The organism is Bifidobacterium sp. B4081, assembly GCF_026537335.1.
Taxonomy (GTDB): Bacteria; Actinomycetota; Actinomycetes; order Actinomycetales; family Bifidobacteriaceae; genus Bombiscardovia.
This window is the reverse complement of sequence record NZ_JAFNMM010000001.1, coordinates 146,829-173,607: the sequence shown is the minus strand read 5'-3', so window position 1 is coordinate 173,607 and position 26,779 is coordinate 146,829. Positions and strand designations below refer to the sequence as shown.

The 26,779-nt window shown below is 59.8% G+C and carries 22 protein-coding genes, 1 tRNA gene and 1 pseudogene; 6 read left to right on the top strand and 18 right to left on the bottom strand.

What is annotated here, in order from left to right; all coding sequences use genetic code 11:
- Window positions 1-74: 74 nt before the first annotated feature.
- The 14 genes from J3T92_RS00705 to ptsP form a co-directional block, all read right to left on the bottom strand.
- On the bottom strand, window positions 75-1,421 hold the full coding sequence (locus J3T92_RS00705) for a metal-dependent hydrolase family protein (RefSeq protein WP_267399273.1): 1,347 nt from the start codon (window positions 1,419-1,421) through the stop codon (window positions 75-77).
- Between the two features lie 230 nt (window positions 1,422-1,651).
- Window positions 1,652-2,383: a GntR family transcriptional regulator gene (locus J3T92_RS00700; RefSeq protein WP_267399272.1), complete on the bottom strand. Its 732-nt coding sequence runs from the start codon at window positions 2,381-2,383 to the stop codon at window positions 1,652-1,654.
- Between the two features lie 243 nt (window positions 2,384-2,626).
- Complete coding sequence (locus tag J3T92_RS00695; protein WP_267399271.1) at window positions 2,627-4,033, bottom strand: PTS ascorbate transporter subunit IIC; 1,407 nt, start codon at window positions 4,031-4,033, stop codon at window positions 2,627-2,629.
- Complete coding sequence (locus J3T92_RS00690) at window positions 4,030-4,335, bottom strand: PTS sugar transporter subunit IIB (RefSeq protein ID WP_267399270.1); 306 nt, start codon at window positions 4,333-4,335, stop codon at window positions 4,030-4,032. The genes J3T92_RS00695 and J3T92_RS00690 overlap by 4 nt, the downstream gene beginning before the upstream one ends.
- Before the next feature lie 5 nt (window positions 4,336-4,340).
- The gene (locus tag J3T92_RS00685; protein WP_267399269.1) at window positions 4,341-4,886 is read right to left on the bottom strand and encodes a PTS sugar transporter subunit IIA; all 546 of its coding nucleotides are present in this window, start codon (window positions 4,884-4,886) and stop codon (window positions 4,341-4,343) included.
- A 96-nt stretch (window positions 4,887-4,982) separates the two neighbouring features.
- Window positions 4,983-5,717: an MIP/aquaporin family protein gene (locus tag J3T92_RS00680; RefSeq protein WP_267399268.1), complete on the bottom strand. Its 735-nt coding sequence runs from the start codon at window positions 5,715-5,717 to the stop codon at window positions 4,983-4,985.
- Window positions 5,718-6,376: 659 nt separating this feature from the next.
- Window positions 6,377-6,450, bottom strand: a tRNA-Lys gene (locus J3T92_RS00675).
- Window positions 6,451-6,545: 95 nt separating this feature from the next.
- Window positions 6,546-8,066, bottom strand: coding sequence for a formate--tetrahydrofolate ligase (locus J3T92_RS00670; RefSeq protein ID WP_267399267.1), 1,521 nt, complete (start codon window positions 8,064-8,066; stop codon window positions 6,546-6,548).
- Window positions 8,067-8,105: 39 nt separating this feature from the next.
- A complete protein-coding gene (locus tag J3T92_RS00665; RefSeq protein ID WP_267399265.1) occupies window positions 8,106-9,632 on the bottom strand; it encodes a C69 family dipeptidase in 1,527 nt (508 codons plus the stop codon).
- Between the two features lie 155 nt (window positions 9,633-9,787).
- Window positions 9,788-10,360, bottom strand: coding sequence for a YbhB/YbcL family Raf kinase inhibitor-like protein (locus J3T92_RS00660; protein ID WP_220236428.1), 573 nt, complete (start codon window positions 10,358-10,360; stop codon window positions 9,788-9,790).
- A 218-nt stretch (window positions 10,361-10,578) separates the two neighbouring features.
- The gene (locus J3T92_RS00655; protein ID WP_267399264.1) at window positions 10,579-12,117 is read right to left on the bottom strand and encodes a PTS ascorbate transporter subunit IIC; all 1,539 of its coding nucleotides are present in this window, start codon (window positions 12,115-12,117) and stop codon (window positions 10,579-10,581) included.
- A gap of 88 nt (window positions 12,118-12,205) precedes the next feature.
- Window positions 12,206-12,478, bottom strand: coding sequence for a PTS sugar transporter subunit IIB (locus J3T92_RS00650; RefSeq protein ID WP_024626949.1), 273 nt, complete (start codon window positions 12,476-12,478; stop codon window positions 12,206-12,208).
- 42 nt (window positions 12,479-12,520) lie between these two features.
- Window positions 12,521-12,967 (bottom strand): PTS sugar transporter subunit IIA, encoded by a 447-nt coding sequence (locus J3T92_RS00645; protein ID WP_121914979.1) that lies wholly within the window; start codon window positions 12,965-12,967, stop codon window positions 12,521-12,523.
- A 77-nt stretch (window positions 12,968-13,044) separates the two neighbouring features.
- Window positions 13,045-14,694, bottom strand: coding sequence for a phosphoenolpyruvate--protein phosphotransferase (ptsP, locus tag J3T92_RS00640; protein WP_267399261.1), 1,650 nt, complete (start codon window positions 14,692-14,694; stop codon window positions 13,045-13,047).
- 231 nt (window positions 14,695-14,925) lie between these two features.
- On the opposite strand from ptsP, the gene J3T92_RS00635 reads away from it, so the two are divergent.
- Entirely contained in the window at window positions 14,926-15,192 is a 267-nt protein-coding gene (locus J3T92_RS00635; RefSeq protein WP_267399260.1) for an HPr family phosphocarrier protein, read from the top strand.
- 47 nt (window positions 15,193-15,239) lie between these two features.
- Entirely contained in the window at window positions 15,240-16,301 is a 1,062-nt protein-coding gene (locus J3T92_RS00630) for a LacI family DNA-binding transcriptional regulator (RefSeq protein WP_267399259.1), read from the top strand.
- A 7-nt stretch (window positions 16,302-16,308) separates the two neighbouring features.
- Here the strand turns inward: J3T92_RS00630 and J3T92_RS00625 are convergent, their stop codons facing one another.
- The 4 genes and pseudogenes from J3T92_RS00625 to J3T92_RS00610 all read right to left on the bottom strand — a co-directional run bounded on the left by J3T92_RS00625 (window position 16,309) and on the right by J3T92_RS00610 (window position 22,467).
- Window positions 16,309-17,469, bottom strand: coding sequence for a DNA polymerase III subunit delta' (locus J3T92_RS00625; RefSeq protein ID WP_267399258.1), 1,161 nt, complete (start codon window positions 17,467-17,469; stop codon window positions 16,309-16,311).
- A 302-nt stretch (window positions 17,470-17,771) separates the two neighbouring features.
- Window positions 17,772-18,425, bottom strand: a pseudogene (gene tmk / locus J3T92_RS00620) (dTMP kinase); the annotation flags it as partial.
- Entirely contained in the window at window positions 18,422-21,298 is a 2,877-nt protein-coding gene (gene topA, locus J3T92_RS00615; RefSeq protein ID WP_267399257.1) for a type I DNA topoisomerase, read from the bottom strand. The gene topA and the pseudogene tmk, both read right to left, overlap by 4 nt.
- A gap of 149 nt (window positions 21,299-21,447) precedes the next feature.
- The gene (locus J3T92_RS00610) at window positions 21,448-22,467 is read right to left on the bottom strand and encodes a phosphatase PAP2 family protein (protein ID WP_267399256.1); all 1,020 of its coding nucleotides are present in this window, start codon (window positions 22,465-22,467) and stop codon (window positions 21,448-21,450) included.
- A gap of 523 nt (window positions 22,468-22,990) precedes the next feature.
- Between J3T92_RS00610 and J3T92_RS00605 the strand changes: the two genes are divergently transcribed.
- From J3T92_RS00605 to J3T92_RS00590, 4 genes are read left to right on the top strand one after another with little or no spacing between them, the layout of a single operon-like run.
- Window positions 22,991-23,641 carry a hypothetical protein gene (locus tag J3T92_RS00605; RefSeq protein WP_267399255.1) on the top strand — a complete coding sequence of 217 codons (651 nt, stop codon included), beginning with the start codon at window positions 22,991-22,993 and terminating at the stop codon, window positions 23,639-23,641.
- A gap of 55 nt (window positions 23,642-23,696) precedes the next feature.
- On the top strand, window positions 23,697-24,974 hold the full coding sequence (locus tag J3T92_RS00600) for an ABC transporter substrate-binding protein (protein ID WP_267399254.1): 1,278 nt from the start codon (window positions 23,697-23,699) through the stop codon (window positions 24,972-24,974).
- The gene (locus tag J3T92_RS00595) at window positions 24,971-25,942 is read left to right on the top strand and encodes a carbohydrate ABC transporter permease (protein WP_267399253.1); all 972 of its coding nucleotides are present in this window, start codon (window positions 24,971-24,973) and stop codon (window positions 25,940-25,942) included. Before J3T92_RS00600 ends, J3T92_RS00595 begins: the two co-directional genes overlap by 4 nt.
- The gene (locus tag J3T92_RS00590; RefSeq protein ID WP_267399252.1) at window positions 25,942-26,775 is read left to right on the top strand and encodes a carbohydrate ABC transporter permease; all 834 of its coding nucleotides are present in this window, start codon (window positions 25,942-25,944) and stop codon (window positions 26,773-26,775) included. Before J3T92_RS00595 ends, J3T92_RS00590 begins: the two co-directional genes overlap by 1 nt.
- Window positions 26,776-26,779: the final 4 nt, after the last annotated feature.

The following is a 26,779-nucleotide window of genomic DNA, read 5'->3' as shown; positions in this document are numbered from 1 at the left end:
TACCACCTGGTCATCAGGGGAGCTATCAGTGAGCCAAACTAGTGCACGCCTCCGAATGGTTCCGATACTAATGATCAGAAGCTGTCAAGCAGGCGATCGATCTCCTTGAAGTGCTCGACTTCAGGCCGCCAGACCGGCTTGCCACGGACGATTACCAGCTTGGGGTCAGCCAAGGTCCGCACATTCTTGGCAGGATCCTCGTCAAGGACGATCAGATCCGCATCCTTGCCCGTGTCGACCGAGCCAGTGACATTGTCGAAGCCCAGGTTTCGGGCATTGACCTGAGTTGCTGCGTGGAAGGCCTGCGCTGGGGTGAAGTCAGCGTACCGCACCAGATAATCCAGCTCACGCCAAGTGCCGTACTGAGGCACGAAGGTCATGCCGGTGTCGGTGCCAACGCCGACGGCAATGCCGTTCTCGTGAGCCTGCTTGGCGCTCTTGACCATGCCGTCGACTACCAGCTCGGAATTGCCTCGAACTATGTCGCTGATCCCCAGCTCCTGCTGGCTGACCTTGACCAGAGGCAGGCCAGCGGACAAGGTGGGATCCAAGGCCGAGAAGCCGCGAAGCGAGCGCGGATTGTCGAGGAAGAGCCCAATCATCTCGTCGTCAAGGGCGCTGCCATGCTCGATGGTGTCCACGCCAGCCTTGAGAGCGGCCTTGACCCCCTCCGGGCTCTGAGCGTGCGCTGCGACGAGCACACCAAACTCATGGGCCTCATCGCAGACGGCAGCCATTTCCTCCTCGGTCATCTGCGGGCTGCCGGCCTCGCCAAGCTTGGTAGCATCGGTGACGCCACCGGTCGCAGCCACCTTGATGGCATTGACCCCATGATCCAGGTTCTCCCTGGTCCGGCGTCTGGCCTCTTCGGGAGAGGAGCAGGACAGGGCGATGAAAGGATCGCCATGCCCTCCGGGAATCGCCAGGAGGGGGCCAGCAGCCAGCATGCGTGGACCAGTCAGCTCGTCGGCGTCAATCCTGTCGCGCAGACGAACCGCCTCATAACCCACATCACCCAGGGTACGAATGGTCGTCACTCCCGAGTTCAACAGCGTGGAAACGTTGCCCTTGATCCTGGCATCCATAAGGACTTTCCCGGCAGGGCTGTGCACCACTTTCAAACCAGCATCGACCACACGCGGCGACAGCTCCGTGCCGCCAGACAGGGGCTTGCCGTCGGCGAAGAGGTGGGTATGGGCATTAATGAGGCCGGGTGCCACAAACTTGCCCGTAGCGTTGATGCGATGGTATCCGGAAGGCACGTAGGCCAGCGGGGTCGGACAGACCTGCTCTATCCGGCCGTCCGCGGACACCAGAACAGACATATCCTTCTGGACCGTGCCTTTTTCATCACCGGTCGCGATACTGGCATGCTCGAGCACAAACGGCTCGCGCTCTTTCCTGCCTTGAAGACGCCCCATGGTCGTACCTGCCTTCCCATCTCCGATGCACTCATTGCGAGGAATCGGGCATATATGGCCAATAATATCCATGGCAGGACGAACCATTCAAGCTTGACAAGCCTGACGCGTAGGCGAAGATACCATTCAGACGCAGCCTGATAGCATGATTCGGACCAGAATTTCCGAAACGCAGCAGACATCCGAAGTCATCGCCAAAGACCGCTGTCGGCCTCTCCGAGCAGAAAACATCATCTGGAGTCCGGCACGCTGTTGATGACAAACTCTATTTCGGAATATGCAGGCGGTTGAAGAGCCACGCCGAATGCCACCACCGAACCGAATCCGTCAAAGACGGTGGAGTCCATAGCCAGCACAGGCCGGGCCTTGTCCACATGAAAGTACCCGGCGATCCGCGAATCGACATTTTCAATGCGAACCACGACTTCGTTCCTGGCGAGTCTGACGTCGTAACGACCTTCGATAAAGTCATAGAGGGATCCATGGGAGAAATCGTGCTCAAGTATCTCCGGAAACTGAGCATCCGGCAGGTAGGTGCAGACGTATTGCTGCAGGTTGCCATTGACATAGCGCAGTCGCTCCAGCTCTATCAGGTCCGCATCAGCCTCCAGACCCAGCTTTGTTGCAATATCAGCATTCGTGACAATCCTGTTGCCCAGCACCCGAGTCTTGACCGTTCTGCCCAGATCATGCTGCTGGCGCCAGAATCCTCTGATGCGGCCATTGATCACCTCACGGGAGGAAGCGGGCGACTTCAGCTTGAAGGTTCCTTTGCCCTGACTGCGAACGATCAGCCCCTCACGAATCAGATCTTCTATGGCATGGCGAACCGTGATCCGACTGACCTTGTACCGTGCGCAAAGTTCGGACTCAGTAGGCAGCTGCGCCCCATCCTTCATCCGTTTGATGCTTCCGCGCAAATGGTCCCGCACGGATACATACTTGGGAATTCCATCTACCATTGCAGAACCGACCCCCCACCCGACTTCATCGCATTCATGAATTGCAATCCTGCCTACCGTGCCAACCGGGGATTGTCATCCTCAACGATATCGCACAAGCTCCGCGTTTACGCGCTACAGCAAACTACTGCGGAGCATCCAGCGACTGCGGAGGGGCCATGGTATCGATTTCGCAAAGCCCGTCGAACACCATGGCCCTTCATCGCCATCGCTGTTGACTTCAGACAGGATCAGGTTTCAGCCTCAGGCAGTGGCCTTGGCTTTGTCGGCTGCATCAGCAGCAGTCGAAATGGCCTTCTTGCGCTTGTTCATGAAATAGGAGACCACATAGACCAAGATCAGCACGACTATTATTCCCACAATCATGGCAATTTGCCCACCTGCCTTGTCGAGATAGCCCAGGAAAAGACCGGCAACGCCGAAATCGGGGCCGGAATACGTGGCGGCTCCCTTGCCAAAGGAACCCAGCACTGGAAGGAGCAGGTAGGGCAGGAAGGTAATGGCTAGTCCATTGACAAAGGAACCGAGAACGGCACCACGTCGCCCGCCCGCGCCGTTGCCGATCACGCCTGTGGCTCCACCTGTCATGAAGTGAGACACGACTCCGGGGATGATGACGGTGGTGCCAGCCAAAGCCAAGATGGCCATGCCCACAATGCCGCCGACAAAGCTTGACAGGAATCCGACCAGGACTGCGTTGGGAGCAAAGGTGAAGGTGACGGGGACATCCAGGGCAGGCTTGGCGTTCTTGACCAGATGTTCACTGATGCCCTTGAAGGCTGGAACAATCTCACCTAGGACCACACGGACACCCGCCAGGATAATATAGACGCCGGCTGAGAAAGTAGCTGCCTGAATGATCACATAGACGATGAAGTTCTGTCCGCCGCTGAGCTTGCTCTCGATATAAGCAGAACCCGCGAAGAGCGCCACAATGACATAGATCACGGCCATAGACAGGGCCACGATGACCGTGGTATCGCGCAGGAAGCTCAGATTCTTGGGAAAATTGATCTCCTCAGTCGATTTGGATGGATGCTTCTTGCTGCGAGTGAGCGTAGCCACCAGACCACCCAGAGCGATGCCCGAGCCACCAGTGTGCCCAAGGGCCACATCATCGGTGCCAGTGACTTTTTTCATGAAAGGCTGCACAATCGCAGGGGAAAGAGTCATGACCAGCCCCTGGGCGATGGATCCCCATAGCAAGGTCTGCCAGGTAGGGAATCCTGCTGTGACGAAAATGACAGTTATCATCGTGGCCATATAGAAGGCCACGTGTCCTGACAAGTAAACATATTTGAAGTATGACGTTGCCGAAAGCAAGATGTTGACAATCATCCCAAAGAAAAAGATCAGTGCTGCAATAGAACCGTATTTGACCAGGACCCTACCGACAATGGCCTCATTGTTGGGGACAACGCCCTGGACGTGGAAAGCATGCTGGAACATATCCCCAAAAGGAGTCAATGCGTTGGTCACCACGCCCGCGCCTGCAGTCAGAACCAGAAAACCCACGAACGTCCTAACAGTTCCCTTCATGATGTCTGTGGCAGACTTGCGCTGAAGCGTCAGGCCGATCAGGGAGATCAGGGCGACAATGACGGCAGGCTGTCGGAAGATGTCTAAAAGGACTTTCAGCGCACCGTTCATGCCGTCTGCTCCTCTTCATGGATATCCAGACCGTGGCGCTTGAGAGCCTCGGCCAGCTTCTCTTTGATCTCCTTCATGTCAATCAGGCTGTTCAGAACGACCACGTCACCCAGATCCTTGGCCGCATCAGCAATGTCACGCCCGACAAAAATAACATCAGCATCGCCTTTGTTGACAGAGCCCAGATCGCTATGGTCGGTCTCGACACCGGTCACGCCAAGTTCTTTTAAGGCCTTGTCGATGTTGAGCTGAGTGATGAAGCTCGACCCCAGTCCAGTGCTGCAAACCGTCAGAATCTTCATATTGATTACCTTTCTTCCTTGAGAATCGCCCTTAATTCTTCAACGTTCGTGGCCTTGCCCAGCCGTTCCTGATTCCGCCCGTCACTCAAGAAGGTCGCCAGTGATTGCATCAGGCTTAAATGACTTTTGGAGTCCTGCGCAGCCAGGCAGAAGAGCGTGCTGATCGGGTGGTCCTGGGAATCATCCAGTAAGAAAGGCCTGCCCACTTTCAGCACCGACAGGGAAGTGGCTACAACACCCGCCTCAGGTCTGGCATGGGCCATGGCGATGCCTTGACCCAGATCAATATAGGTACCGCCCGGTTTGCGTATCGAAGCCTTGATGGCATCGACATAAGAAGGCTTGATCTTTCTAAGATCAAGCAGCGGACCGGAAACCACGTCTACTGCTTCTTCCCAATCGGCTACGCCGTCCCTGTACATGACGGTGCCTTCTGAGAAATACTCGTCCAGCAATTTGCCTCCTCGCATACGATGAAGCCCATCCGCTCCGTAGCGAATGATCGTGGAAGAATGCCTCCACGAAACTTCAACCTCGAACTCCAGAAACATTATAACAACATGACAATATGATGTCTAAAAATGCGTGTTCAAATGTCGAATCCCGGGCCGGTGAGAAGGAACCCGGGTTTTGAAGCATACTATTGATCAGGCAGCGAAAAGAACCTTGAAAATCGCGGCTCCGACGATGGCACCAATGATGGGCGCCACTACCGGAATCCAAGCCTCACCCCAGCGTGAGTCCCCCTTATTGGGCACAGGCAGTATCCAGTGCAGGAAGCGCGGCACCAGATCGCGTGCGGGGTTCAGACCAGGGCCGGTGGGACCGCCCAGAGAGGTGACCAGCCCCCAGACGATCAAGCCGACAACGATGGAGGCGGCAGCCAACCCCTTAGACCCCCATGGACCCTGTAGACAGCAGAGGGCTCCCAAGACCAGCACAAGCGTGCCAAAGAACTCATTAATAAAATAATTGACCAGCGATCCCGCGGCATCAGTGGTGCAGAAGGTGCCCAAAATCGGCATAGGTTCCTTGGTCATTCGGTAGTGCGGGAAGTAGCAGACATAGACGACCAGCTGGCCCAGGGCCGCCCCGACCAGCTGCGCCAGAATATAAGGCAGTACCTGGCTCCATGGGAAGATACCGATGACGGCTTGTCCCAGAGTCATGGCCGGGTTGATGTGGGCTCCGGATATCCCTCCGAACATGAGCACGGGAAACATGACTCCGAAGCCATATCCCATGGCAATTGTGAGCCAGCCGGAACGGTGGCCCTTGGTACCATCCAGATCCACGTCGGCGACCGCGCCGTTCCCGAAGATCATCAATATGGCGGTGCCGACACATTCAGCGGCCAACTTGGTCATGAGCGAATATTCCATTCGACCCTTCACTCCTCTCTCAATGCCGCCTTGGGGCCTTCACCCCAACCGGTCATACATGGGCCAAGGCATGGGCATCATTCAATAAAAAAGGTGATGGCACTAGGCAAGTAGCGCTCGTGATCTCCATTGATTCAAATAATTCGTTGAAATCCGATATCGCACCAGCTCCAACCGCGTGTCACCATCAACACGACTGCACTCATACCGGCATAAATATTCTATACCAGCCACTGCTGATTATAGCGCATTGAGAACCACGCACAGCAATCCATATCCCAGACGGATCGCGTACTCTCGGCAAACCACCGAAGTACCCCCCCCCCGCTGACTCATCTATCCACTTGATTCGTAAACACAAGACTCACGAACTCTCCTTCTGGTCAGGAATGACCGACCGCTGTTTTTGCAGGCTTCTATGCCAAGAGTGCGCACGGAAAGCTACGCTAAGGCTGAGATCGCTGGCAGGGAAAGCAATAGGCAGGGAACTTGAGAAACCCGCTGGCTGATAAACAGATAGGCTTTGCACCCCGCTTCGTCAAACTTTTTCCTCTGCCAGGACTTTTGTCACATAGATGTCGCGCAGAATCGATTCTCGTACGGATACACCGGGCATAAAAAAGCCCCGCAACCTTTACGGATGCAGGGCTTTGACTCTGTGCCCCCACGGGGGCTCGAACCCCGGACACGCTGATTAAGAGTCAGCTGCTCTAGCCAACTGAGCTATAGGGGCAGGGCACTTTCAAGAGCCAAGTAGATACTATACACGGTTTCGGCAGGCCCGCAACACGGCGCGTCACAGGTCTGCCGAATCCATGCATTGCCTGCTCAGACGATCTTGGGCATGGGCGTGGTCAGGGAAGTGGTCAGGTTCACCTGCAGGAGACCGGCACCCGTATGGGCCTCGACCTTCTTCAGAGTGACCGTGCGCCTGTCCTGGTCGGCCCGGTCATCGTCGGTCATGGTAGCTGGCGACTTGACCGCCACCACCACCAGATCCTCAAGAGGAATGCCTGCCTTGTTGCAGAGGTCAGAGGCCGCCTGAAGGCTGCCCTGGAAGCCCTCACGCTCAATAACCCGATCAGCCGGCACGCCGTAGGCGCTCTGGGCGATCCAGCGAATCCGATTCGGCACGGACATACCATGGAGGCTGGTCGTGCCCGCCTCAGCTTTCGCGGTCTCCTGCAGGGCCTTGATCAGATCGTCCAGCTGGGGCTCAAGGGCCTTGCCCCCGTCACGGAAGAGGTTGCCAGCGATGGGCCTGCGGAAGCCCAGACCATCGGCGGTCTCCCGCAAGGATTCCACCTGCTCGTCCTCACCCTCCCAGAGGTTGATCAGCGGGAAGGTGGGGATGCCCAGTCCTTCCAGACGATGCACATGGAAGGGATAGCGCCAGCTCAGCTTAGGATCGTCCCGCCAGGTGGTGGCACGTGTGACGACCACGGCGGCGGCCGGCCATTGGGCCCCATATTCACGGGCGGCGATGTCCAGCCACTTCTGGGCGCCGGCATCGGCTCCATAGCCCGCCTCGACAACGACCACGTCGTGCCGGGCGCAGGCCATCTCCACGGACACCAGGCTGGGAATGCCGATGGAGACGTTGGCGAATGGCCCGCCATGCACGTAGACTGGAGAACCCTCCAAGGTCTGGGTGAAAGCGGGCTTGACCGCATCAGTCAGGATGCCGGTGATACGCCAGAGGTCCGCAAACTCTCCGAAGGTAACTGGACGGCCATCCAGGGTCCCCGCGACCATGGCGGCCACGCGCTGCTCAATCTCCTTCATGCTCCGGGAGAGCACTACAATCTGCATGAGCTCGCAAGTGGGCGTCAGCACGGTCCGCTCAGGCAGGTCGCCCTTGCCTCGGTCCACGGTGATCTGCCGCAGGGACCGCGAGGGCACCTCGCTGACCCGGGGCACTAGGACAGTGTCCAACCGCCCCTCGTCCACTGCCTTTTCCGCAAAGGAGACCAGCAGGTTCTGAGCGGATTCGATGGCAGCCATCTCCCCACACAGACCCCAGTCCACCAGCTCAGGATGCGTCAGGGAGGATTTGCCGCCACCGGAGGCGCCACCCTTGGACCCTGCGGCGGTAATGCCCATGCTGGGCTGACGCAGGACGGCAGCGGCGTCCACGCCCCGGGCGCGCAAGGCGTCGATCAGGGCGATGGTGGTGGTGGTCTTGCCCTCTCCCCGCGATGCCTTCAGCGGAGTGTCAGCGGTGACCAACAGCACCCGTCCATGCTTGCGCGGCATATCCGGATGATCCCGCAGATCCTTCAGGTAGCCGAAGGCATCGATCTTGTCAAACAGGCCGTATGGCCTGACGTAATCGCCGAAGCCCGTCATGCGGCTCTCCTCCCTTATGATCCTTGTCAATCGGATGGCTCAGTTGTCGGACAGATGGTAGCCGTTGCGCATGCCCATGCTGGCCGTATAAAGCACCTGGCTCAGCAGATCGTCGGTTTCCTTGCGCAGACGTTCGGCCATGTCCTCGTTGGCAGCCTCCAGCACTTGGCGAACCTCTGGGTTGTCAGTGCCCTTGTCGGCGCCTTCCAAACGGGCCACCTGCTCGTCTGCAGCGGTGATCATGCGATGACCCTCAGCGCCTACGCTCTGCTGATAGCGTTCGACGGCCGCCGAAGTACCCGCAAAGGCCGAGTCGCACAGGGCGGCGACCAGCCGGTCGGACCAGTAGAGGCTGTCGGTGGAGACCCGCCCCGTGGTGTTGGCCAGATAGTCGGGTGTGCGATCCACATTGGTATAGAAGGGAACCAAGGCATTGAAGGCGTTGGACCCATATGAAATCCACTGGATGGCCCTGCATGATTCAGGCTGGTAGGGGCGCAGCTGGATCAGGGACAGCTGGTCGTTGCGATTGATGCCGATGGGGCGGTAAAGTCCCTTGGTATGCTCGTCGCCGGTCCGCCCATAGGGATCGTAGGGTGTGCCCTGATAGTGGGAGCTGAGCAGGTACTTGACATCCTCCACGGCAATTAGCCGCTCAGGCTGACGGCACCAGGGAATGTTGTCGCTGGCGGGAGTGTGATCGGCATCCGGCCCGTCCCAGATCTCGTCATAGGGATTGAGGAAGCGCTGCATGTACCAGGCCCGAGGCGTGTTATATACGTGGTCTGAATCACTGTGGGATCCAAAGGCGTCACGCGGGTTGAAGGGCGAAGCCGACTCCACGGACAAGTCCAGGTGGTTGTCGGCGATGAACTCCCGCAGGTCGGCCGAGCAGAGGTGGTCGGTCTGGTCTCCGAAGGCGTCGTCCAGATCGAGCTCGTCGATGCCCAGCTGGTTGGGCATGGTCACATAGGAGTCATCAGGCACACGCTTGGCGATCCAGTGATGGCCGCCCACAGTCTCCATCCACCAGATCTCGTCCACATCGCTGAAGGCGATGCCATTCATCTCGTAGGTGCCGTAGCGCTCCAGCAGGGAGCCCAGCCGCTGAACGCCCTCCCGAGCCGAGTGGATATAGGGCAGGACGATGGTGACCAAGTCCTCCTCGCCGATGCCTCCGGGCGCTGCGGCCAGGTAGTCCTTATCCCCAGGACGGCCCTGGGCAGTGGTGGGCTCAACCAGAGGATCTGCACCCAGAACACGTTCGTTGGTGGTAATCGTCTCGGTGGCTGACATGGCCACGTTGGCGCTGTTGACGCCTGCAGCAGCCCAGAGCCCCTGATCGTGCAACGCGTCGGGCACCGAGGTATATCGCATGGGATCCTCGGGCAGGTCTATCTCCAGGTGGCTGATCACACTGTGGTAGTGCCGTGGCTGCTGGTCAGGAGTGACTAACACGAAGCGCTTGGGACGAAACTCTCCGTTGGACGAGTCCTCATTCCGAGCGATGATGGTGGACCCGTCATAACTGGCATTCTTGCCTATCAGAAGCGTGGTGCAGGGCATATGAGCGTCTTCCTTTGTCTGATCGCGGTCAGCGTCATCACCAGTCAGAATGTCGGTGGATGCCTTTCGAACCGACTGCGTGGCAGGCAGGGATGACGGCCGTCTGCGCACTTGGGGGCATGGCCTCACTCTAGTGCTAGACCGCCCCAACCAGGTCAGGCATCAGCTGGCAGCCAGGCCCGAGCTGCTGCGGCCACCGGCTGGGCGGAATGGATGGCATGGGCCAGGGCATTCAGCCAGAACCCCTCCTCTAGGCCCGGCAGAGCCTCTCGTGTGGCCCAGACCGACAGCACATAGTCATGAACCCGGTCCGGAGGCGTAGGACCGTTGTAACGCATAAGCACGGCGGGGTCGTCAGCGATCTCCTCCTCCATGACCAGGGGCGAGGCCGCCGAGGTGCGCCCTTGAGGCACACCGGGAATCAGGTTAGACAGATTTCTGGAGAAGTCTTCGGGAATCGCCAGAACAGAGCTTCCGGTCCCCTCGGGCTGCAAGGCGAGCAAGGCCTCGATGGGCAGGTTGGCCAGGGACCAGTGAATCCAAGGGAAGCCGCACACGGGCACGGAGTCAGGATCCACCAGCATCCAGTGCAGGCAGCGGGCCTCCTGAGGCACGTCCTCAAGGCGGAAGGGGAAGGAGACTACAGGACGTCCCTTGCGGGTAAGGGACTGAGGGGCGCGCTTGGCATACCGATCGGGAATGGTGCCGAAATCAGTGATAATCCTCATGATTCGATTCTCGCCCGCCCAGCCGACGAGGTCAAGTTCATCCTTGAAAACAGCCGCGAACAGCGTCCAGCATAATAAATCCCGCCGCCCTACGCTAAAAGTGCAAGGGCCGCCTGGATCCTTCCGCATGGAAATGATCCGGGCGGCTCTGAATTGGACTGGAGAAGGGAATCAGCAAGACCTTTCTCCTTGCGCTTATGTGGCGAACTTGTGCATGCCTATTCGGCCTTTGCGGCCTTGGCCTGGGCACGGGCGGCCTTGGCGGCTGCACGAGCCTGAGCCTTGGCCTCCTTCTCTTCAGCCTCGACACTGGCGATGAACTCAGCATGCTTGGTGGCAGGCATCCATCCGGTGTTGACCACCTTGACCTGCCAGATCCAGGCCAGGGCGAAGATCACCACAGCCAGGACCACCAGGACCACGGCCCCGGCAGGGACACCCAGCTGGGCCAGCTTGCCGACCACGGTGCCGTACCAGGCGAAGTCCGCATCGCCGAAGGTGGCGTTGGACAGGCCGAAGCTGCCCAGAACCGTCATCAGGATGGCCGGCAGGAAGGTGATCAGCAGACCGTTGATGAAGCCGCCGACCACAGCCCCGATGCGGCCGCCGGTTGCGTTGCCGAAGACGCCGGCGCCGCCGCCATCGAAGAAGTGGGGCACCATGCCCGGCAGGATCAGAGCCAGACCCCAGACGGGCCCGAGCCAGACGGCTATGATGACCAGAGCCACCAGACCGCCGGCGAAGGAGGACAGGAAGCCGATCAGGGATGCGTTGGCACCGTAGGGGAAGACAATGGGGATGTCCAGGGCAGGACGGGCGCCAGGGACCACCTTGTTGGCGATGCCCTGGAAGGCGGGCACCAGCTCGCCCAGGATGATGCGGACGCCGTAGAGGATGATGCTCACACCGATGCCGAACTGCAAGGCCTGAGCGAAAGCGGCCATGAAGAAGGCACCCCAGTTGGCCGGATGTGATGGGAAGACGGCGAATGCGGCCTTGGCCGGCACCACTAAAGCGGTCCAGACAGCGAAGACCAGGTAGAGGACGACCATAAGCAAGGTGGTGGAGACCATGGAATCACGCAGGAAGCTCAGCCCCTTGGGGAAGTCGATGTCCTCGGTGGAACGCGACTTCTTGCCCACAGCGCTGCCAACCGCGCCCGAGACCACGTAGCCCAAGGTGTTGAAGTGGCCGATGGACAGCTTGTCGCTGCCGGTCACCCGGTTCATGTAAGGCTGGGCGAAAGCGGGCATGGCCACCATGATCACGCCCATGAGCAGGGCGCCGATCAGCACGATGAGCAGGTTGTTGCCCTTGCCGAACCCGATCGAAAGGACCAGGGCCAGCAGGGTGGACATGAAGACCATATGGTGACCGGTCAAGAAGACGTACTTGAGTGGGGTGAACCGTGCCAGCAGGATCATGACGATGAAGCTGAGCACGATGATGTAGGCGGAGGCCGCGCCGAACTGGCTGGAGGCCTGGGCCACGATCACCTCGTTGGTGGGGACGACCCCGTGGGCGCCAGTGGCCTTGAAGACCAGCTTGCCGAAGGGATCCAGGGCGTTGGTCACCACAGTGGCGCCAGCGCCTAGAATCAGATAGCCCATGGCCGCCTTGAGGGCACCCGAGATGACCTGGCCTGCGCTCCGTTTCAGGGCGATCAGGCCGATAGCCGCCACAATGCCGATCAGATAGGCGGGCACATTCAGAATCTCCTGGCTGATGAAGTTCAGCACCGCAAGGAAGACATTCATTATTGGTCCTTACTATTTCTCTCTTGTTCTCAACTCGAAAGAGCGGGCGTCCCATCGGCCTAGCGATGATGAATGCCCGCCGGGCGCATCAGTCGGCGTACTGCTCCAGGATGCCCTTGATCTCGTCCTTGTCCATGAAATTCTGGACGGTCTCGACCGGGGTGGTGGTCCCCTCCAGCTCGGGTGCCAGCTGAGGTGAGGTCAACACCAGATCGTTCATGTTGGCCGTGCCCTTGGCGCTACCTGCGTCGGAGGTGGTCACAGTCACATCCATGCCCAGCTCCGATGCCACCTGCTCGACGTTGACCTTGAGCAGGACCGAGGTGCCGATGCCGTTGCCGCATACGCAGAGAATATCCATGAGTTGCTCCTTTGTTCCTTGTTTGCTCTTACTGCTTCTTGTTCACGATTGAAGAATGGCGCGGACCTCGTCAGGGGTGCCGGCCTTGGCCAGTTGCTGGGTCTTTTTCGCGTCGGTCAGCGCACCGGCGATGGCGGACATCACCTGCAGGTGCTCCTGCTCATCCCGTCCGGCCAGACCGATCACCAGGGAGACCGGATCGTTGGCCTTGTTGCCGAACTCGACAGGCGTGGACAGCCTTACCCAGCTCAGGCCGGTTCCCAGGACCGCCTCGCTAGGGCGCGAATGGGCCAGAGCCAGACCGGGGGCGATAACAATGTAGGGGCCCATCTTCTCGACGGTCTCGATCATCTGATCCGTGTAGGCATCGGTGGTGAACCCGGAGGCCACCAGCCTGTCGCCCGCCTTGCGGATGGCATCCCGCCAGTCAGTCGCCGGTACATCCAGGGCAAAGGATGTGTCGGGAAGGAAGGCTTGGAAATCCGTCATGTCTGCTCCTTGCTCGTGCTGTTTGACTTGCTCGATTGCACCGGATCCGATGGATCTGCACAAATCCGGCCGGCTGCTCACCACCCCTGGGGATGGTAGAACTCTCCGTCCAGAGCCCTGGCGGCCAGCGCCTTGGCCTCGTCCATGGTGTGCTTGGCCAGCTCGGCGCGAACATCATCCAAGGCGACCGGCGTCATGGACAGGCTGGTCACGCCGATGCCCGCCAGAACCACGGCCAGGTCCGGATCGGCAGCAGCCTCACCGCAGACTCCGACAGGCATGTTATTGGCCTGGCCGGCGTCAGCGATGAGCTTGATGGCCCTCAGGACGGCAGGATGCCAGGCGGTCTGATAGGAGGCGACCGAACCCAGTGTGCGGTCGGCAGCCAGCGTGTACTGGGTCAGATCGTTGGTGCCGATGCTGACGAAATCGGCCACCTTGGCCACCTTGTCGGCCATCAAGGCAATCGAGGGAACCTCGGCCATGACGCCCACGCGCTTGAGCCCCTTGCTCTTGCCCAGACGGACGAAGTAGTCGGCCTCGTGTTCGTCGGCGACCATGGGCGCCATAACCCACAGGTCAGCGTCAGTCTCGGCATCGGCCCGGGCCAAGGCCTCCAGCTGATCCTCCAGAACCTGGCTGTGGACCTTCAGCGTGCGCAGACCACGCAGCCCCAAGGCCGGATTGGGTTCGTCGGCCTGGGTCAGGAAGGGCAGCGGCTTGTCGGCGCCGGCATCCAGCAGGCGAATGACCACCTTGCGACCGGGGAAACGTTCAAGAAGAGCACGGTAGGCCTTGGCCTGCTCCTCGACGCCGGGCGCCTGCTCGTTGCCCAGGAAGAGGAACTCCGAGCGGAAGAGTCCAACGCCCTCGGCTCCATACTCCAGGGCCGGATCGGCATCGGCAGGCTTGCCGACATTGGCCAAGAGGGGAATTCTGGTTCCGTCCTTGAGCTGGCCTGGGTGACCCCGCAATGCCTTGGCCTGATCCGCATCGCGACGGGCCTGCTCAGCCTTCTCAATCTGTTCCTTGGTAGGATCGGCTGTCACCCTGCCAGCAGAGGCATCGACAATGACTGTCTGTCCGTCGGACAGCCCGGCTGCATCCTGGGCGCCGACGACGGCGACGATCCCCCGGGACCGGGCCAGGATGGCGGTGTGGCTGGTGGGGCCGCCCTCAATGGTGACGATGGCCAGGACCTTGGTCATGTCCAGGCTGGAAGTGTCGGCTGGAGACAGGTCAGGGGCGACCAGGACGAATGGCTTGTCGCTTTCCGGGACGCCCGGGGCCGGCACCCCGAGCAGTCGTGCGATAACACGCTGGCCCACATCATGCAGGTCGTTGGCCCGCTCACCCATGTAGCCGCCGATGGCCTGGAGCTTTCCCTCGAAGTCGGCAAATGCCTCATAGACGGACCGCTCGGCGGTCCTGCCGTCGTCCAGCAGGGATCGAATCGAGGTCTTCAGGGCCGGATCCTGGGCCATCTGGGCCAGGGCGATCAGAATCGGAGCGGCGTCCTTGGCCCCCTGCCCATCCTGGGCGGCCTTGGCGCGCACAAGCAGGTCCTTGTTGACCGAAGCCAGAGCGGATTCGACTCTGTCGAATTCAGCATCCGCCGTCAGGTTCCCGGACCTGGCTTCATCGCCGGGCACATCCAGTCCGGCCGCCATATGGATGACCGGGCCAACGGCAACGCCGCGGCCAATGCCCACGCCTTGAATCTCCATGTCGCACTCCTTAGTGCCTGCCACTTCGTCCGCGCTGAACCGGGGGCCAACTCGGAGGCAGAAGTGGAAACGTTCTTTGAGCAACGGTGTTCAGTATACACACATTCATTTTATTTTCAACGGTAATCGATTTCTGGCATCTGTGGGCTATCGTGGTATGATATCCAGCGTATCCATCACCCGGATGCCGGTCCATCAAGGCCGGCCCCACCACGGAGAGAGCTGATCATCATGGCAACAGCACAGCGATCCACCATCATCACCGATCCAGTCGGCATCCACGCCAGGCCCGCTTCGGAATTCTCGCAGGCCGCCGCATCAAGCGGTTGCAAGGTCACCATAGCCAAGGGCGACGGAGCTCCTGTGGAGGCGGGCAGCATCCTGATGGTCATGAGCCTGGGCATCGCCAAGGGCGACCAGGTCACCGTGACCGTCGATGGGGACGATGCTGGATCCGTAGCCGATGCTCTGGTCACCAAACTGACCCAGGCCGAATAACCCCCAGCCCGCATCAGGCGCCAACGGAAAGGACCTTCAAGCAGCCAATGGGACGATCGGCGGACAGTCAGCCCTCCATTGCCAACGTCGCAGCCTTGGCGGGCGTCTCGACGGCAACCGTATCCCGCGTTCTTTCCGGCCATAGACGCAAAAACGACGACATCAGTCGGCGGGTTCACGCAGCAGCCGAAAAACTCAACTATTCTGCCAATTTTGCTGCCAGTGCCCTGCGTTCGGACCGCAGCAGGACTTTGGGCCTGGTCCTGTGCGGTGCCACTGGGAGCGTGGCAGGATCCATCTTGGATCTGCTGAGCCGGCGACTGACCAGACAGCAACGTTATCTGATGGTCGCCTCCGTAGACAGCAATCAGGCCTTGGAAGCTGCCATGAGGTCAATGGCGGCCCGTCGGACCGAGGGGATCATCGTCGTTCCCTCCCTGGATGAAGACCCGTCCGGAGTGCCAGTCGATTTGCCCGCCGAATTGCCGGTCGTCCAAGTAGGAGGCAAACCTCTCTCCTATCACACCAGCTGGGTCGGCATGGACCAAGCGGCCTCCATGAAGATGATCATCGCCCACCTGGCCGAGCAGAACGCGCACGCCGTTGCCTATCTGAGCCGCGAGTTGAACACCAGCGCCGCCACAGAGCTTTTCACCACCTTCTCCGCCCTGACCAACACTCTGGGCATTACGCCAGAACCGGACTGGGTCCAGTTCGGCCCCTGCAGCATGCATCGTGGCCATGATAATGTCATGGCCATGCTTGCCGATAGCAGCAACCATCCGGATGCCATCATCTGCGGGGACGACTCGCTGGCGCTGGGAGCCCTGATGGCCTGCCGGGAGCTAGGGATCCAGGTTCCCGATCAGCTCAAGGTTGCAACCTTCGTTGACAGCCCGGCCTGTCTGATCAGCAGTCCGACCCTGACCGCAATCAGGCCGCCATTGGAGGACATCGTCCGGGAGGCTCTGCGGCTGGTTGATGCCAAAGGGCCATTCATCCTTCCCTCGCATGTGGCCTTGCCACCCCAGCTGCAATGCAGGGAATCGACCTGGTCACCAAGAATTGGCAGCAGCGACATGACCTCGCCCGGCACCTTCACATATTGAATTCGGTTTACACCAGCAGGGCGCATAGGAGGGCCTCAAAGACCAGCAATGGGGCGCCGTTGGCCGCGAGCCTTCCGCGAGCACGGGCGATCAGCTGAATGCGGTCAATGGCCCCCTGCCTGGAAAGTCTGACGGACAGATCAGCAATTGCCGCCCGATTCTCCAGATTGACCAAGCCGACTTTCTCCTCGGCGCCATTCTGCAGGACGCCCACATCCCGGTAAACGCTGGCCAGGGTGCTCAGGTTGCGGTCCAGCACATCCCGGGTCAGTCTGGTGACCCGCCGACGGACCTGATCCTTGCCGCCCAAGGCATGATAGGCCCCACGAAGCTGCCGGGGAATGCGTTCCTTATCCCTAAGACCGTTTATCTGCCGAAACTCCCGCTCGTTCCTGGCCACCTCATCGTCCACGGTGGCAGTGGCCTGATCGCGGGCCGCATCCACCACCCGGCCAGCCAGGACCACAGCATCCGAAGCGCGTCTAAGGCCCAGCAGGCCCACGACCAGCTCATCACGGTCGGCCAGAACCTGATCCCTTGTGGCGTAGAGGCGAGCGATGCCGATGTGCCCCTGGGCCAGACGGGCGGCCTTAGCAGCCAGGGGCTGGTCCACCCCCACCTGGTCAGTCAGGAAATCAACCACTGCGGTGTTGGATGGCACCGCCAAGTTGAGCACCCTGGTCCGTGAGCGGATGGTGGGCAGCACATCCTGGGCGCTGGGTGCGCACAGAAGCCAAATCGTATGCTCGGCTGGCTCCTCGATCTCCTTGAGCAGCACATTGGTGGTCCGCTCCAGCATCCGGTCCACGTCTTCGATGATGATGACCCGCCAGCGCGAAGTTGAGGGCATCTGCTCCGAGGTCATGATCAGCTCCCTGACCTCGTTGATGCCGATGGTGACCTTGTTGGTGGACAGTATGGACACATCCGGATGGGTTCCGGCCAGAACCTGCTGAGTGACGCGAGTAGGCTGGTCGCTCAGTCCCTGATCCGGACTGATCAGGGCTGCCGCAAAAGCCCGGGCCAGATTGGATCGCCCTGATCCAGGAGGGCCGCAGATCAACCAGGACTGGGCCACCTCGTCATGACCCCGCGCCTGAGCGGCCACCGTCCGCTTGAGCAGCTCGACCGTGGGCTGCTGGCCCACAATGGCGTCCCAGACGCTCATCGGGTCTTCCGCAGGAGCCGGGACCGGAGCAACCAGCGAGCGCGAGAACCTGCAGGAACCGAATTATCGTCAGCGTCACCGCCGACTGTCCCTGCCTCCATGGGCTGGTCATCCTGGTCAGCATCAGCCTCCGGTGCCTGAGCGGACGTATCCGCAGCCTCGGTCCAGTCCGACTCGGCACCCTGCTCATCATCCTCATACCCCGCCGTCGATTCATCCTCGTCGGCATCGTCCTGAGCATCAGTGTCGTCATTCTCATCATCGACCTGTGGCAGATCTGGCTCGCGCCCTTCGACCAACTTGTCCAAATCGTCCTGGATGATCTGCCAGACCTGGTCGATGGATTGGGTGGCGTCGATAACCAGGAACCGGTCGGGCTCCCTCTGGGCCAGCTGCAGGAATGCCTGACGCACATGCTGCTGAAAGTCGTCGCCAGCCGACTCCAGCCGATCGGGCTCATGGTCCAGACGCGACTTGGACTGAGACGGATCCGCGTCCAGCAGGTAGGTGCGCCTGGGCAGAAGGCCCTGACTGGCCCACAGACTCAGCCGACGAATCACACCCACCGACAGATCACGGCCTCCGGCCTGATAGGCCACTGAGGAATCCAGGTAACGGTCGCAGAGCACAATGTCTCCGCGATCCAGAGCCGGACGCACCACCTGGACCACATGCTCAGCCCGATCCGCCGCATAGAGCAGAGCCTCGGTCCTGGGGGCCAGATCGTCGGAGGCGTCAACCACGTCGGTACCTCCGGTCACGGCGACCGAGGGAAAAGCGGCCAAGCCGTGGAGGACGAGTTCCCGAATGGTCAATCCGACAGGGGTGCCGCCTGGCTCGCGGGTAACCAGGGATCGCAGGCCTCGCTCCTGCAGATAGTTGTGTGCCTGTTGGACCTGGGTGGTTTTGCCTGCACCATCCACGCCCTCGAAGGAAATGAACAAACCATCGCTCATGCCTGATGCTCCGTAGTCTTGGAAGTCTTGGTAGTTTTAGTCTTCGTTGTGGCTTTGCGGGCACGATTGGCCGACTTGCCAGCTACAGATTTGCTGGACGCCGACTTGCGGGCGGTGGACTTTCGTGCAGTCGACTTGCGGGTGGCCCGGCCCCGTCGCTTGGCGGGTCCAGCCGCGCGCTTCTCTGCCAGCAGGCGGAAGGCCACCTCCGGCTCGATGGACTGGGCCGTGTACTGCTTGGGCAGGGTCCTATTGGTCTGCCCGTCAGTGATGTAGACACCGTAGAACCCGTCCTTGATGGTGACGGGCTTGCCGCTGTCAGGGTCCGTACCCAGCTCACGAAGGGGAGGCTTGGCCGCGCTCCGGGAACGCCGTCCGTACTTGGGCTGGTCGAAGAGAGCCTTGGCCCCGGCCTGGTCGATGGTGAAAATCTGCCCCTCGTCAGTCAGCGAACGCGTCTCGGTGCCGCCATCGGCCTTAGTAGCCGTCAGGTAGGGGCCATAACGGCCGTTGCTGGCCGTGACGGTGGCATGGTCGACTTCTCCCGTTTTTGCATTGGTCAGTTCGATGCTGCCCACCGTCCTAGGCAGACTGAGCAGCTTCAGAGCTTCCTCCAGGGTGACCGTGTCTGGATCCATGGTCTTGAAGAGCGATGCCATCTTGGGCTTAGGACCTGTCTGTTTGGTTGTCCGTGCGGTCTTGCCGGTCGGCTTTTTCTGCTCGGCCGCTTCCTCCTCGGGGCTGATCAAGGCCACGTAGGGCCCGAATCTGCCCTTGCGCACCTCGACCCGACCGCCGGTCTGCGGATCCTTGCCCAGCTGACGGGGACCGCCAGCGTTGGCTGCAATCAGTTCATGGCCCGCAGCCACGGTCAGCTCGTCCGGAGCCATGGTGGGCGGCAACGAGGCCCGCTTGGGGTTGCCATCGGCATCCAGGTCGGCCGTATCCTCAAGATAGGGACCGTAGCGGCCGACCCTCACCTGCAGGCCATCGCCTATCTCGATGGTGTTGATCTTGCGGGCATCGATGTCTCCAAGCTGGGCCACCTGCTCCTGCAGGCCCTGGTGGGCCTGGTCAGCGTTCTGAGCGGCGCCCGGCCCTGAGCCGAAGTAGAACCGGGTCAGCCAGTCCTTGCCTCGCTCCTTGCCATGGGCGATCATATCCAGGCCGTTCTCCATCTGCGCCGTGAACTGGTAATCCACGTACTTGGGGAAATTGGTCTCCAGCAATCTGACTACCGAAAAGGCCAGCCAGGAAGGTATCAGGGCACGGCCGCGCTCGTAGACGTATCCACGGTCGATGATGGTCGAAATGATGCTGGCATAGGTAGAGGGCCTGCCTATTTCCTTGGCCTCCAGGGTCTTGACTAGAGATGCCTCAGTGTAACGGGCCGGCGGCTGGGTCTCATGGCCCTCGGGATCGACGGAGGCGGCACGAAGCATGTCCCCCTGCTGGACTGGAGGCAGGGATGAACCCTCATCGGTCTGCTCAGAGCCTGCACCCATGGCCTTGAGGAAGCCGGGGAACTTGATGACGGTACCTGAAGCCTGGAAGAGGGCCCTACCCTCTTTGCCCGTCTGCGCCGACAGGCGGATGGTGGCTGTAGACCCGGTGGCGTCGGCCATCTGCGAAGCCAGGGTGCGCCGCCAGATCAGGGTGTAGAGCTTGAGCTGGTCAGGGGCCAGACGATCGGCCAGATCCTGAGGCTTGTGGAAGGTGGAACCGGCGGGCCGGATGCACTCGTGGGCCTCCTGGGCGCCGGCAGTCTTGGTCACATACTGCCTGGACTCAGCCGAAAGGTATTCGGCGCCGTACTCACGCTCGACCCCCTTGCGGGCAGCGGCAATGGCCTCCTGGGAGAGGGTGACCGAATCCGTACGCATATAAGTGATGAACCCGTTCTCATAGAGCCCCTGGGCAGCGCGCATGGTGGCCCGTGAACTCATGCCCAGCCGGTTGCCAGCCGTCTGCTGCAGGGTAGACGTGGTGAAGGGGGGCTGGGGACGCCGCCGATATGGCTTGGTCTCCATACCCGTCACTGTGAAGTCCTGATCCTTCAGCGCATCAGCAAGGTTCCGGGCATGCTGCTCGTCCAGCTGCAGGACTTGCTCCTTGGTGGCCGTTTCCGTCAGCTGACCCTTGGATGTGAAGTCCTTGGAGACAGCCAGCCGCCGCTCCCCCAGACCGATCATTCGTGCCTGAAAACCGCTCGACGAAGCCGATTCCCCGGCATCCTTCTGCACCAAACGCGCCAACAGATCCCAGTAGGAGGTTTTGACGAAGGCCATACGCTCACGCTCACGCTCCACGATCAGCCGGGTCGCCACAGACTGGACACGCCCGGCGCTTAGCCCCGGACCTACCTTGCGCCAGAGCACCGGTGAGAGCTCGTAGCCATAGAGCCGATCCAGGACCCTGCGGGTCTCCTGGGCATCAACCATGTGGGCATCCACGTCCCTGGTGTGCTTGAGCGAATTCTTGATGGCCTCTGGGGTGATCTCATGAAAGACCATGCGTTTTACCGGCACCTTGGGTTTGAGGGTCTGGACCAGGTGCCAGGCGATGGCCTCCCCTTCCCGATCCTCATCAGTGGCCAGATAGAGCTCGTCAGCGTTCTTCAGCGCCTTCTTGAGCTCGGACACCGTGTGTTTCTTTTTATCGTCCACGATGTAATAGGGCTTGAAGCCATCATCCACGTCTACGCCGAACTTGCCGTAGGCCTTCTTATGGGAAGCCGGGATCTGCGATGGCTGGGCCAGGTCGCGGATATGACCCACTGAGGCCATGACCGTGTAGCCCTTGCCCAGGTACCCGCCGATCTTCTTTGCCTTGGTTGGCGACTCAACAATGACGAGCTTATTGCCGGATGCCATGGCCTCTCCTTATATCGTGGTCTTTCGCACGCCATCTTACTCACGAGGTTCCGTCACCATGCAAATCAAGGGATCATGTGCACGGGTGTGGAATCCCTGCGTCTGATGGCGGATGAGTCAGCGGCGATCAGTGCTCCCAGGGATCAGCCTCAGTCGTTCTGGGGCGGAGCCGGAGGCCGACCGACAAGGCCCATCCTGGTCAGAGGCGAGGCCGTGATCTGCCTTATCGCCAGAACCAGTCCCAGGGTCAGCGACAGCACAGATGCCATCATTATGACGGCCGAGCAATGGACCCCGTAGGCCGTCCACCGGGCTCCGATCTCCAGCCCAGGACTGACCTGCCAGATGACATAGCAGGCGTAGAGAATCCCCAGGAAACCCGCAACCAGCATCAGGGTGGAGACAATCTGAATCGAAGCCGATGACATTCTGGTCCCAGGAACATCCATCCCGGTTCCCCGCGTAGCGGCCAGAGCAATAAGACAGAGACCGGTCGGAATAAGAATGCCCATAATCACGTCTGAGGGGCGATGCCAGCCACCCTGCACCAACGAACAGCCCACGGACAGGTCAAAGGCGAACCCCACCAAGGCGACCGGGGCCCTCCAAACGCGCGGCACCACACAGAGCAGGGCCAGGACCACCGCCAGAGCCAGGATGGTATGCCCGGATGGAGTTGAGTTGACTGCGGAGGCCTGGGCATGGATAAGCACAGGACGCGGCAGAAAGCGTTTGAGAATGCGGGCCACCCCGTAGACCATCAGAGCATATACGGCAACCTGGCCGAGCAGCCACCACCGGTGTCGCGCCAGAACAACCGCAAAAGCTGCAAGACCCAGCACCACGCAGATCACCACAGTCAAATAAGGAATAGTGAACAGTCCCAGGTAGGCCTTGACCAGGGGCGCCTGGTCAAGGAAACCGCGGAAGTTGGTCAAGGCCATGTCGTCATAAGTCTGCCCGGGAACAGTCCAAACAGCCGCCCACCAGACAAAAGCAGCCAGACCCAGACAGGCCAGACCCGCGACCATGCACAGAACCAGGGCTGAAATCCGAGGTCGGGACGTCAAGGGATCACGGTCAACATGACTGCCGTCCCCTTCGGTCTGTTCATTCGGGTCCCGGTACCAGGTCTCCTGTGCTTCGCCCTGCTTATGCTTGCTGCTCATACCTCAAGACTCTATCCAACGCCTTGGCCGACACCCGACGCTACCGGCCGACGAGCGCGTTCCTTTCACGACCTTCGCGATAATCCAGCGTGTAAAACGGCGATATACAAGCAATCAGCACTACCAGCCAAAAGCCATTGCGGGTTCCGCTGCAAAACTATATGACCTCCCCCTCAATTTGTGTACGAAGTTAACAAAAGATGCTATAGTATGTCCCATACTTGCCAGCATCGGAGCCAGAGGCGGTTAGCGCGATGGCGGCATATTCCAACAGACGGAAAGAAGCGCCATGTATCTCAAGGTGGATCGGGAACCGACCCGGTGTGAACGCGTAATCCGACAACCTGTCAGCCCATATGTGGACACAGCCCTGTCGACTTGCCGGATCCGCAGTCACGAGAAACTCGGAGAACCTGTACCGCTGACGCTCTTCCTGGTGGACACACGCAGCGAAAGACCGGAATTCCGGCCATTCAGAATTGGAACGACCTGGTTCGAGCTGAAAGGAAAGATACCCGTCGGCATGCAGAACCCTGCACTCGACCTGTCCATTGAATTGGACATCGATTTGGGCTGGCATTCCGATTTCGCAGGAGGGCGCATTGAAGGAATGGTATTCCGACCCGATGGCACGGTCATCAAGGCCGTCCACACGCTAAACGCCTGGGTGCCCCTGATAGGCTCAGCCAGAGTCGATTCGGCCATTGCTGCCGATGTCTCCTTCATCCTCTGTCTGGAGTCGCTGATTTTTCCCGACTCGGACACGGATACAGGCATTCACGACTTTCGCCGGACCGCCTCAGCCAGCTGCAGCTTAGTCGACACCCTGGACGAGGCCAGTAGAGTCAAGACGCCAATCCTGAGCGACGTACCCGAAATCGAGCCGCCGGTGGTCCTGGACTCCCTCCAAAGAGCCGTGGTCATCTTGATCAAACTGGCCGACGACGGGACCGGAGACCTGATCAGCGCCTCTACGAGGCAGCCGGATCCACCGCCAAAGTCCGTTTGCAACCATCTTCGGCTTTCGCCGAAGCCGTCATACGTGAAACAGACACCCTTGAAGGCGATAATCTGCCTGCTGACGAGCCTAGAGCCCTCACCAGCCCCAACGGTTCGGCAATCAGCTCAGCTGAACTCGTCTTCTCCCCCTTCCAGTTGGCCACCCTGCGAGTGACCCGCTGACCAAATATCTCACCCTCATGTATCAACAGATGGAAAGGAACGCAATCATGAACACAACCAGGATCACGAAACTTGCAGCAGCCTGTGGGGCTATCGCCATGATGACGGGACTGGCATCCTGCGGATCCTCAGATACTAGCGCCGACAAGGCAGACGGTACAATCAGCTTCCAGACCAAGAACCTTGAGAGCGTCTACAAGAGCTACTTCCACAAATTAATCGCCAAGTTCGAAAAGCAAAATCCCGGCATCAAGGTCAAGTGGATCGACCAGCCCGGCGACGGATACGCCAATAAGCTCTCGACCGATGCCGCTGCCAACCAGTTGCCCGATGTGATGGACATGATGCCCAAGGATGCCTACATCCTGGCTAAGTCCGGAGCCATCGACAATATCTCCAAAGCCAATCCAGGCATCGAAAACGAGTACACCAAGGGAACTTGGAAGAGCGTGACCTTCAAGGGCTTCGGCGCCGACGGAACCTATGCATACCCCTGGTACCTGACACTCGGTCCAACTTTCTACAATAAGAGGATCCTGACCGAATGCGGCATGAATACAGCCAAGCTGCCGGACTCCTGGGAGTCCTACTTCGAGGCCTCCCATCAGATGGCCGGAACCTGCAAGGACAAATACCAGTGGTCCGCGATGCTCCCTACTATCGGCAGCTTCGGCGAGTACGGCGCTGAAATCATGAACAAGGACCAGACTAAGTTCACCTTCAACTCGCCCAAGGGCGTGGAGCTGGTCCAGCACTATGTCGATATGTATAAGGACGGCATGATAAGCAAGGAGGCCGTCGCCGCGTCAGGATCGCAAAGCACCGACCTGTTCAAACAGGGATCAGTGGCCACCCGTAGCGGCTTTATGTACGACCTGAAGGACTTCAAGCAGAATGCACCCGAAATCTATCAGAATCTTGCCGTGGCACCAGCCATCACCCGGGGGCACCAAAGCCTGAACGAAGAGATTCTGGCTGTGAGTTCACAGTCCAAGCACAAGGACGCCGCCCACAAGTTCGCCGCCTTCGTGACCAACAACACTAACCAGGTGGACTTCGCCAAGAGCTCCCAGACCTTCCCTTCCACGGCCAAGGGCGTAGATGACCCCTACTTCCGGAAAGATGACGGGAGCATCGAGTCCAAGACCGTCGTCATGCTAGCTTCCAAGGTCAAGAACGGCGAGGTCATGGATCCTCCGCAGTTCATCCAGTCCGATCTGGACGAACTGGGCGAGCAGCTCCAGCAGGCCGTCACCGGGCAGATCACAGCCAAGCAGGCCTTGGACACCGCAGTCAAGGATGCCAACGACAGGCTGGCCCAATGAGATTGCCCACCAGCCACCAAGCTGGGGTCTGCGTGACCCCAGCCCATGATGCTGGTCAGCATCAGCCGGGAAAGGCCAAGGGCTCAAGGTCCATTTCGACCATGAAGCCCTGGTCCCCCTGGCTCTTTCTGATCATTCCCATCATCTTTACTCTGGTTTTCACGATTTATCCGTTCCTGAACACCATCCGTCTCTCTTTCACGAATTCGACGCTCCTGCGTAGGGGGCAATTCGTAGGCCTGAGCCAGTACTCAGCCGTTCTGGCCGATCCCAAAGTTCACACAGCCCTGCTGAACTCTACGATCTACGCCTTGTGCATGGCTCCGTGCATGGTCATACTGCCTCTTATCCTGGCTGTACTGGTCAATAAGAAGACCAGGATCATGAGCTTCTTCAGGACGGCCTTCTATGTGCCCGCCGTGGCTGGATCGGTCATTTCGGGACTGATCTGGACCAATATGATGAGCGCCAAGGGCTTGGTTAATGCGCTCTTCCTAGGCCTGAAGTGGATCAAAGAACCCATTCCCTTCCTCCAGGATCGTTGGCTGCTGCTCTTCAGCGCCATGTTGGTCACGGTCTGGGGAGGTCTGGGATATTACATGGTCATCTATCTGGCAGCTCTGGCCAACATCGACGACAGCCTTTATGAGGCTGCATCCATCGACGGAGCCGGCCCTGTCCGTCAATTCATTTCGGTGACCATGCCCGGCTGCAGGATGACCATGGTGCTCATCCTGCTCCTTTCATCCATCGCGGCTTTCCGAGTCTTCAACGAGGTCTACATGCTTACCGGAGGCACCGGAGGACTGGGCGGAAAGGACATCACCATGTCCATGCTGATCATGCGCGAGGGTACGGGTCTGACTGCCAGAACCGGCTATGCCAGCGCCTTGAGCATCATCATGTTCTTCATCCTGGGCATCATCACGTCAATTGAGTTCTATGTGCAGAGGAAGGCGGACCACTGATGCGCGCGAACAGAATTACTCCGGGGACCGTCATTCGGTACCTGGCATGCACCGTCTTGTTCATCCTCTTGGTAGGTCCCATCATCTGGCAGGTTTCCTTAGCATTCAAAGGGCGTGGAGACAACATCTACGCCGTCCCGCCCTATTTCATCCCCAAGGATTTCACTTGGGACAACTTCACCCGGGTCTTTCATCAGATCCCGATTCTGCATTATGCCCTCAACTCGCTGATCGTCACTGTGATCAACGTCGTAGGCAATCTGGTAACGGCCACGCTGGCAGGGTACGCCTTGGGCAGGCTCAGGTTCCCTGGCAAGAAGCTGGTGGCCGGATTCATTTTCGGCTGCATGCTAATTCCCGGCGAAACCGTCCTGGTCTCGCAGTTCCTGACCATTCGAGGGCTGCATCTGAACAACTCCCTGCTGGGAGTCGTCCTGCCCGGACTGTGTGGAGCCATGAACATTCTACTCATGATGACAGCATTCGCTTCGATCCCTCACGAGCTGGAGGAGGCGGCCGAGGTGGACGGCGCTAATGTTTGGCAGAGGTTCATTCACATCTGCCTGCCCCAGGTCAGAGGTACGGCCATGGTAGTCGCCATCTTCTCTTTCGTAGGTGCATGGAACGACTTCATGTGGCCTCTGGTGGTCATCGGGGACGAGTCCAAGTACACCCTGACTGTAGGGCTGAACAAGCTCAAGGGCGCCTTCGTCACTGATCCGCGACTGATCGCAGCCGGCGCAGTCATTGCTCTGGTCCCTATCATCATCTTCTTTGTGGCCTTCCAACGGTACTTCTTCGACGGCGTGGAGACCGGCGGAGTCAAGGAGTAAGCAG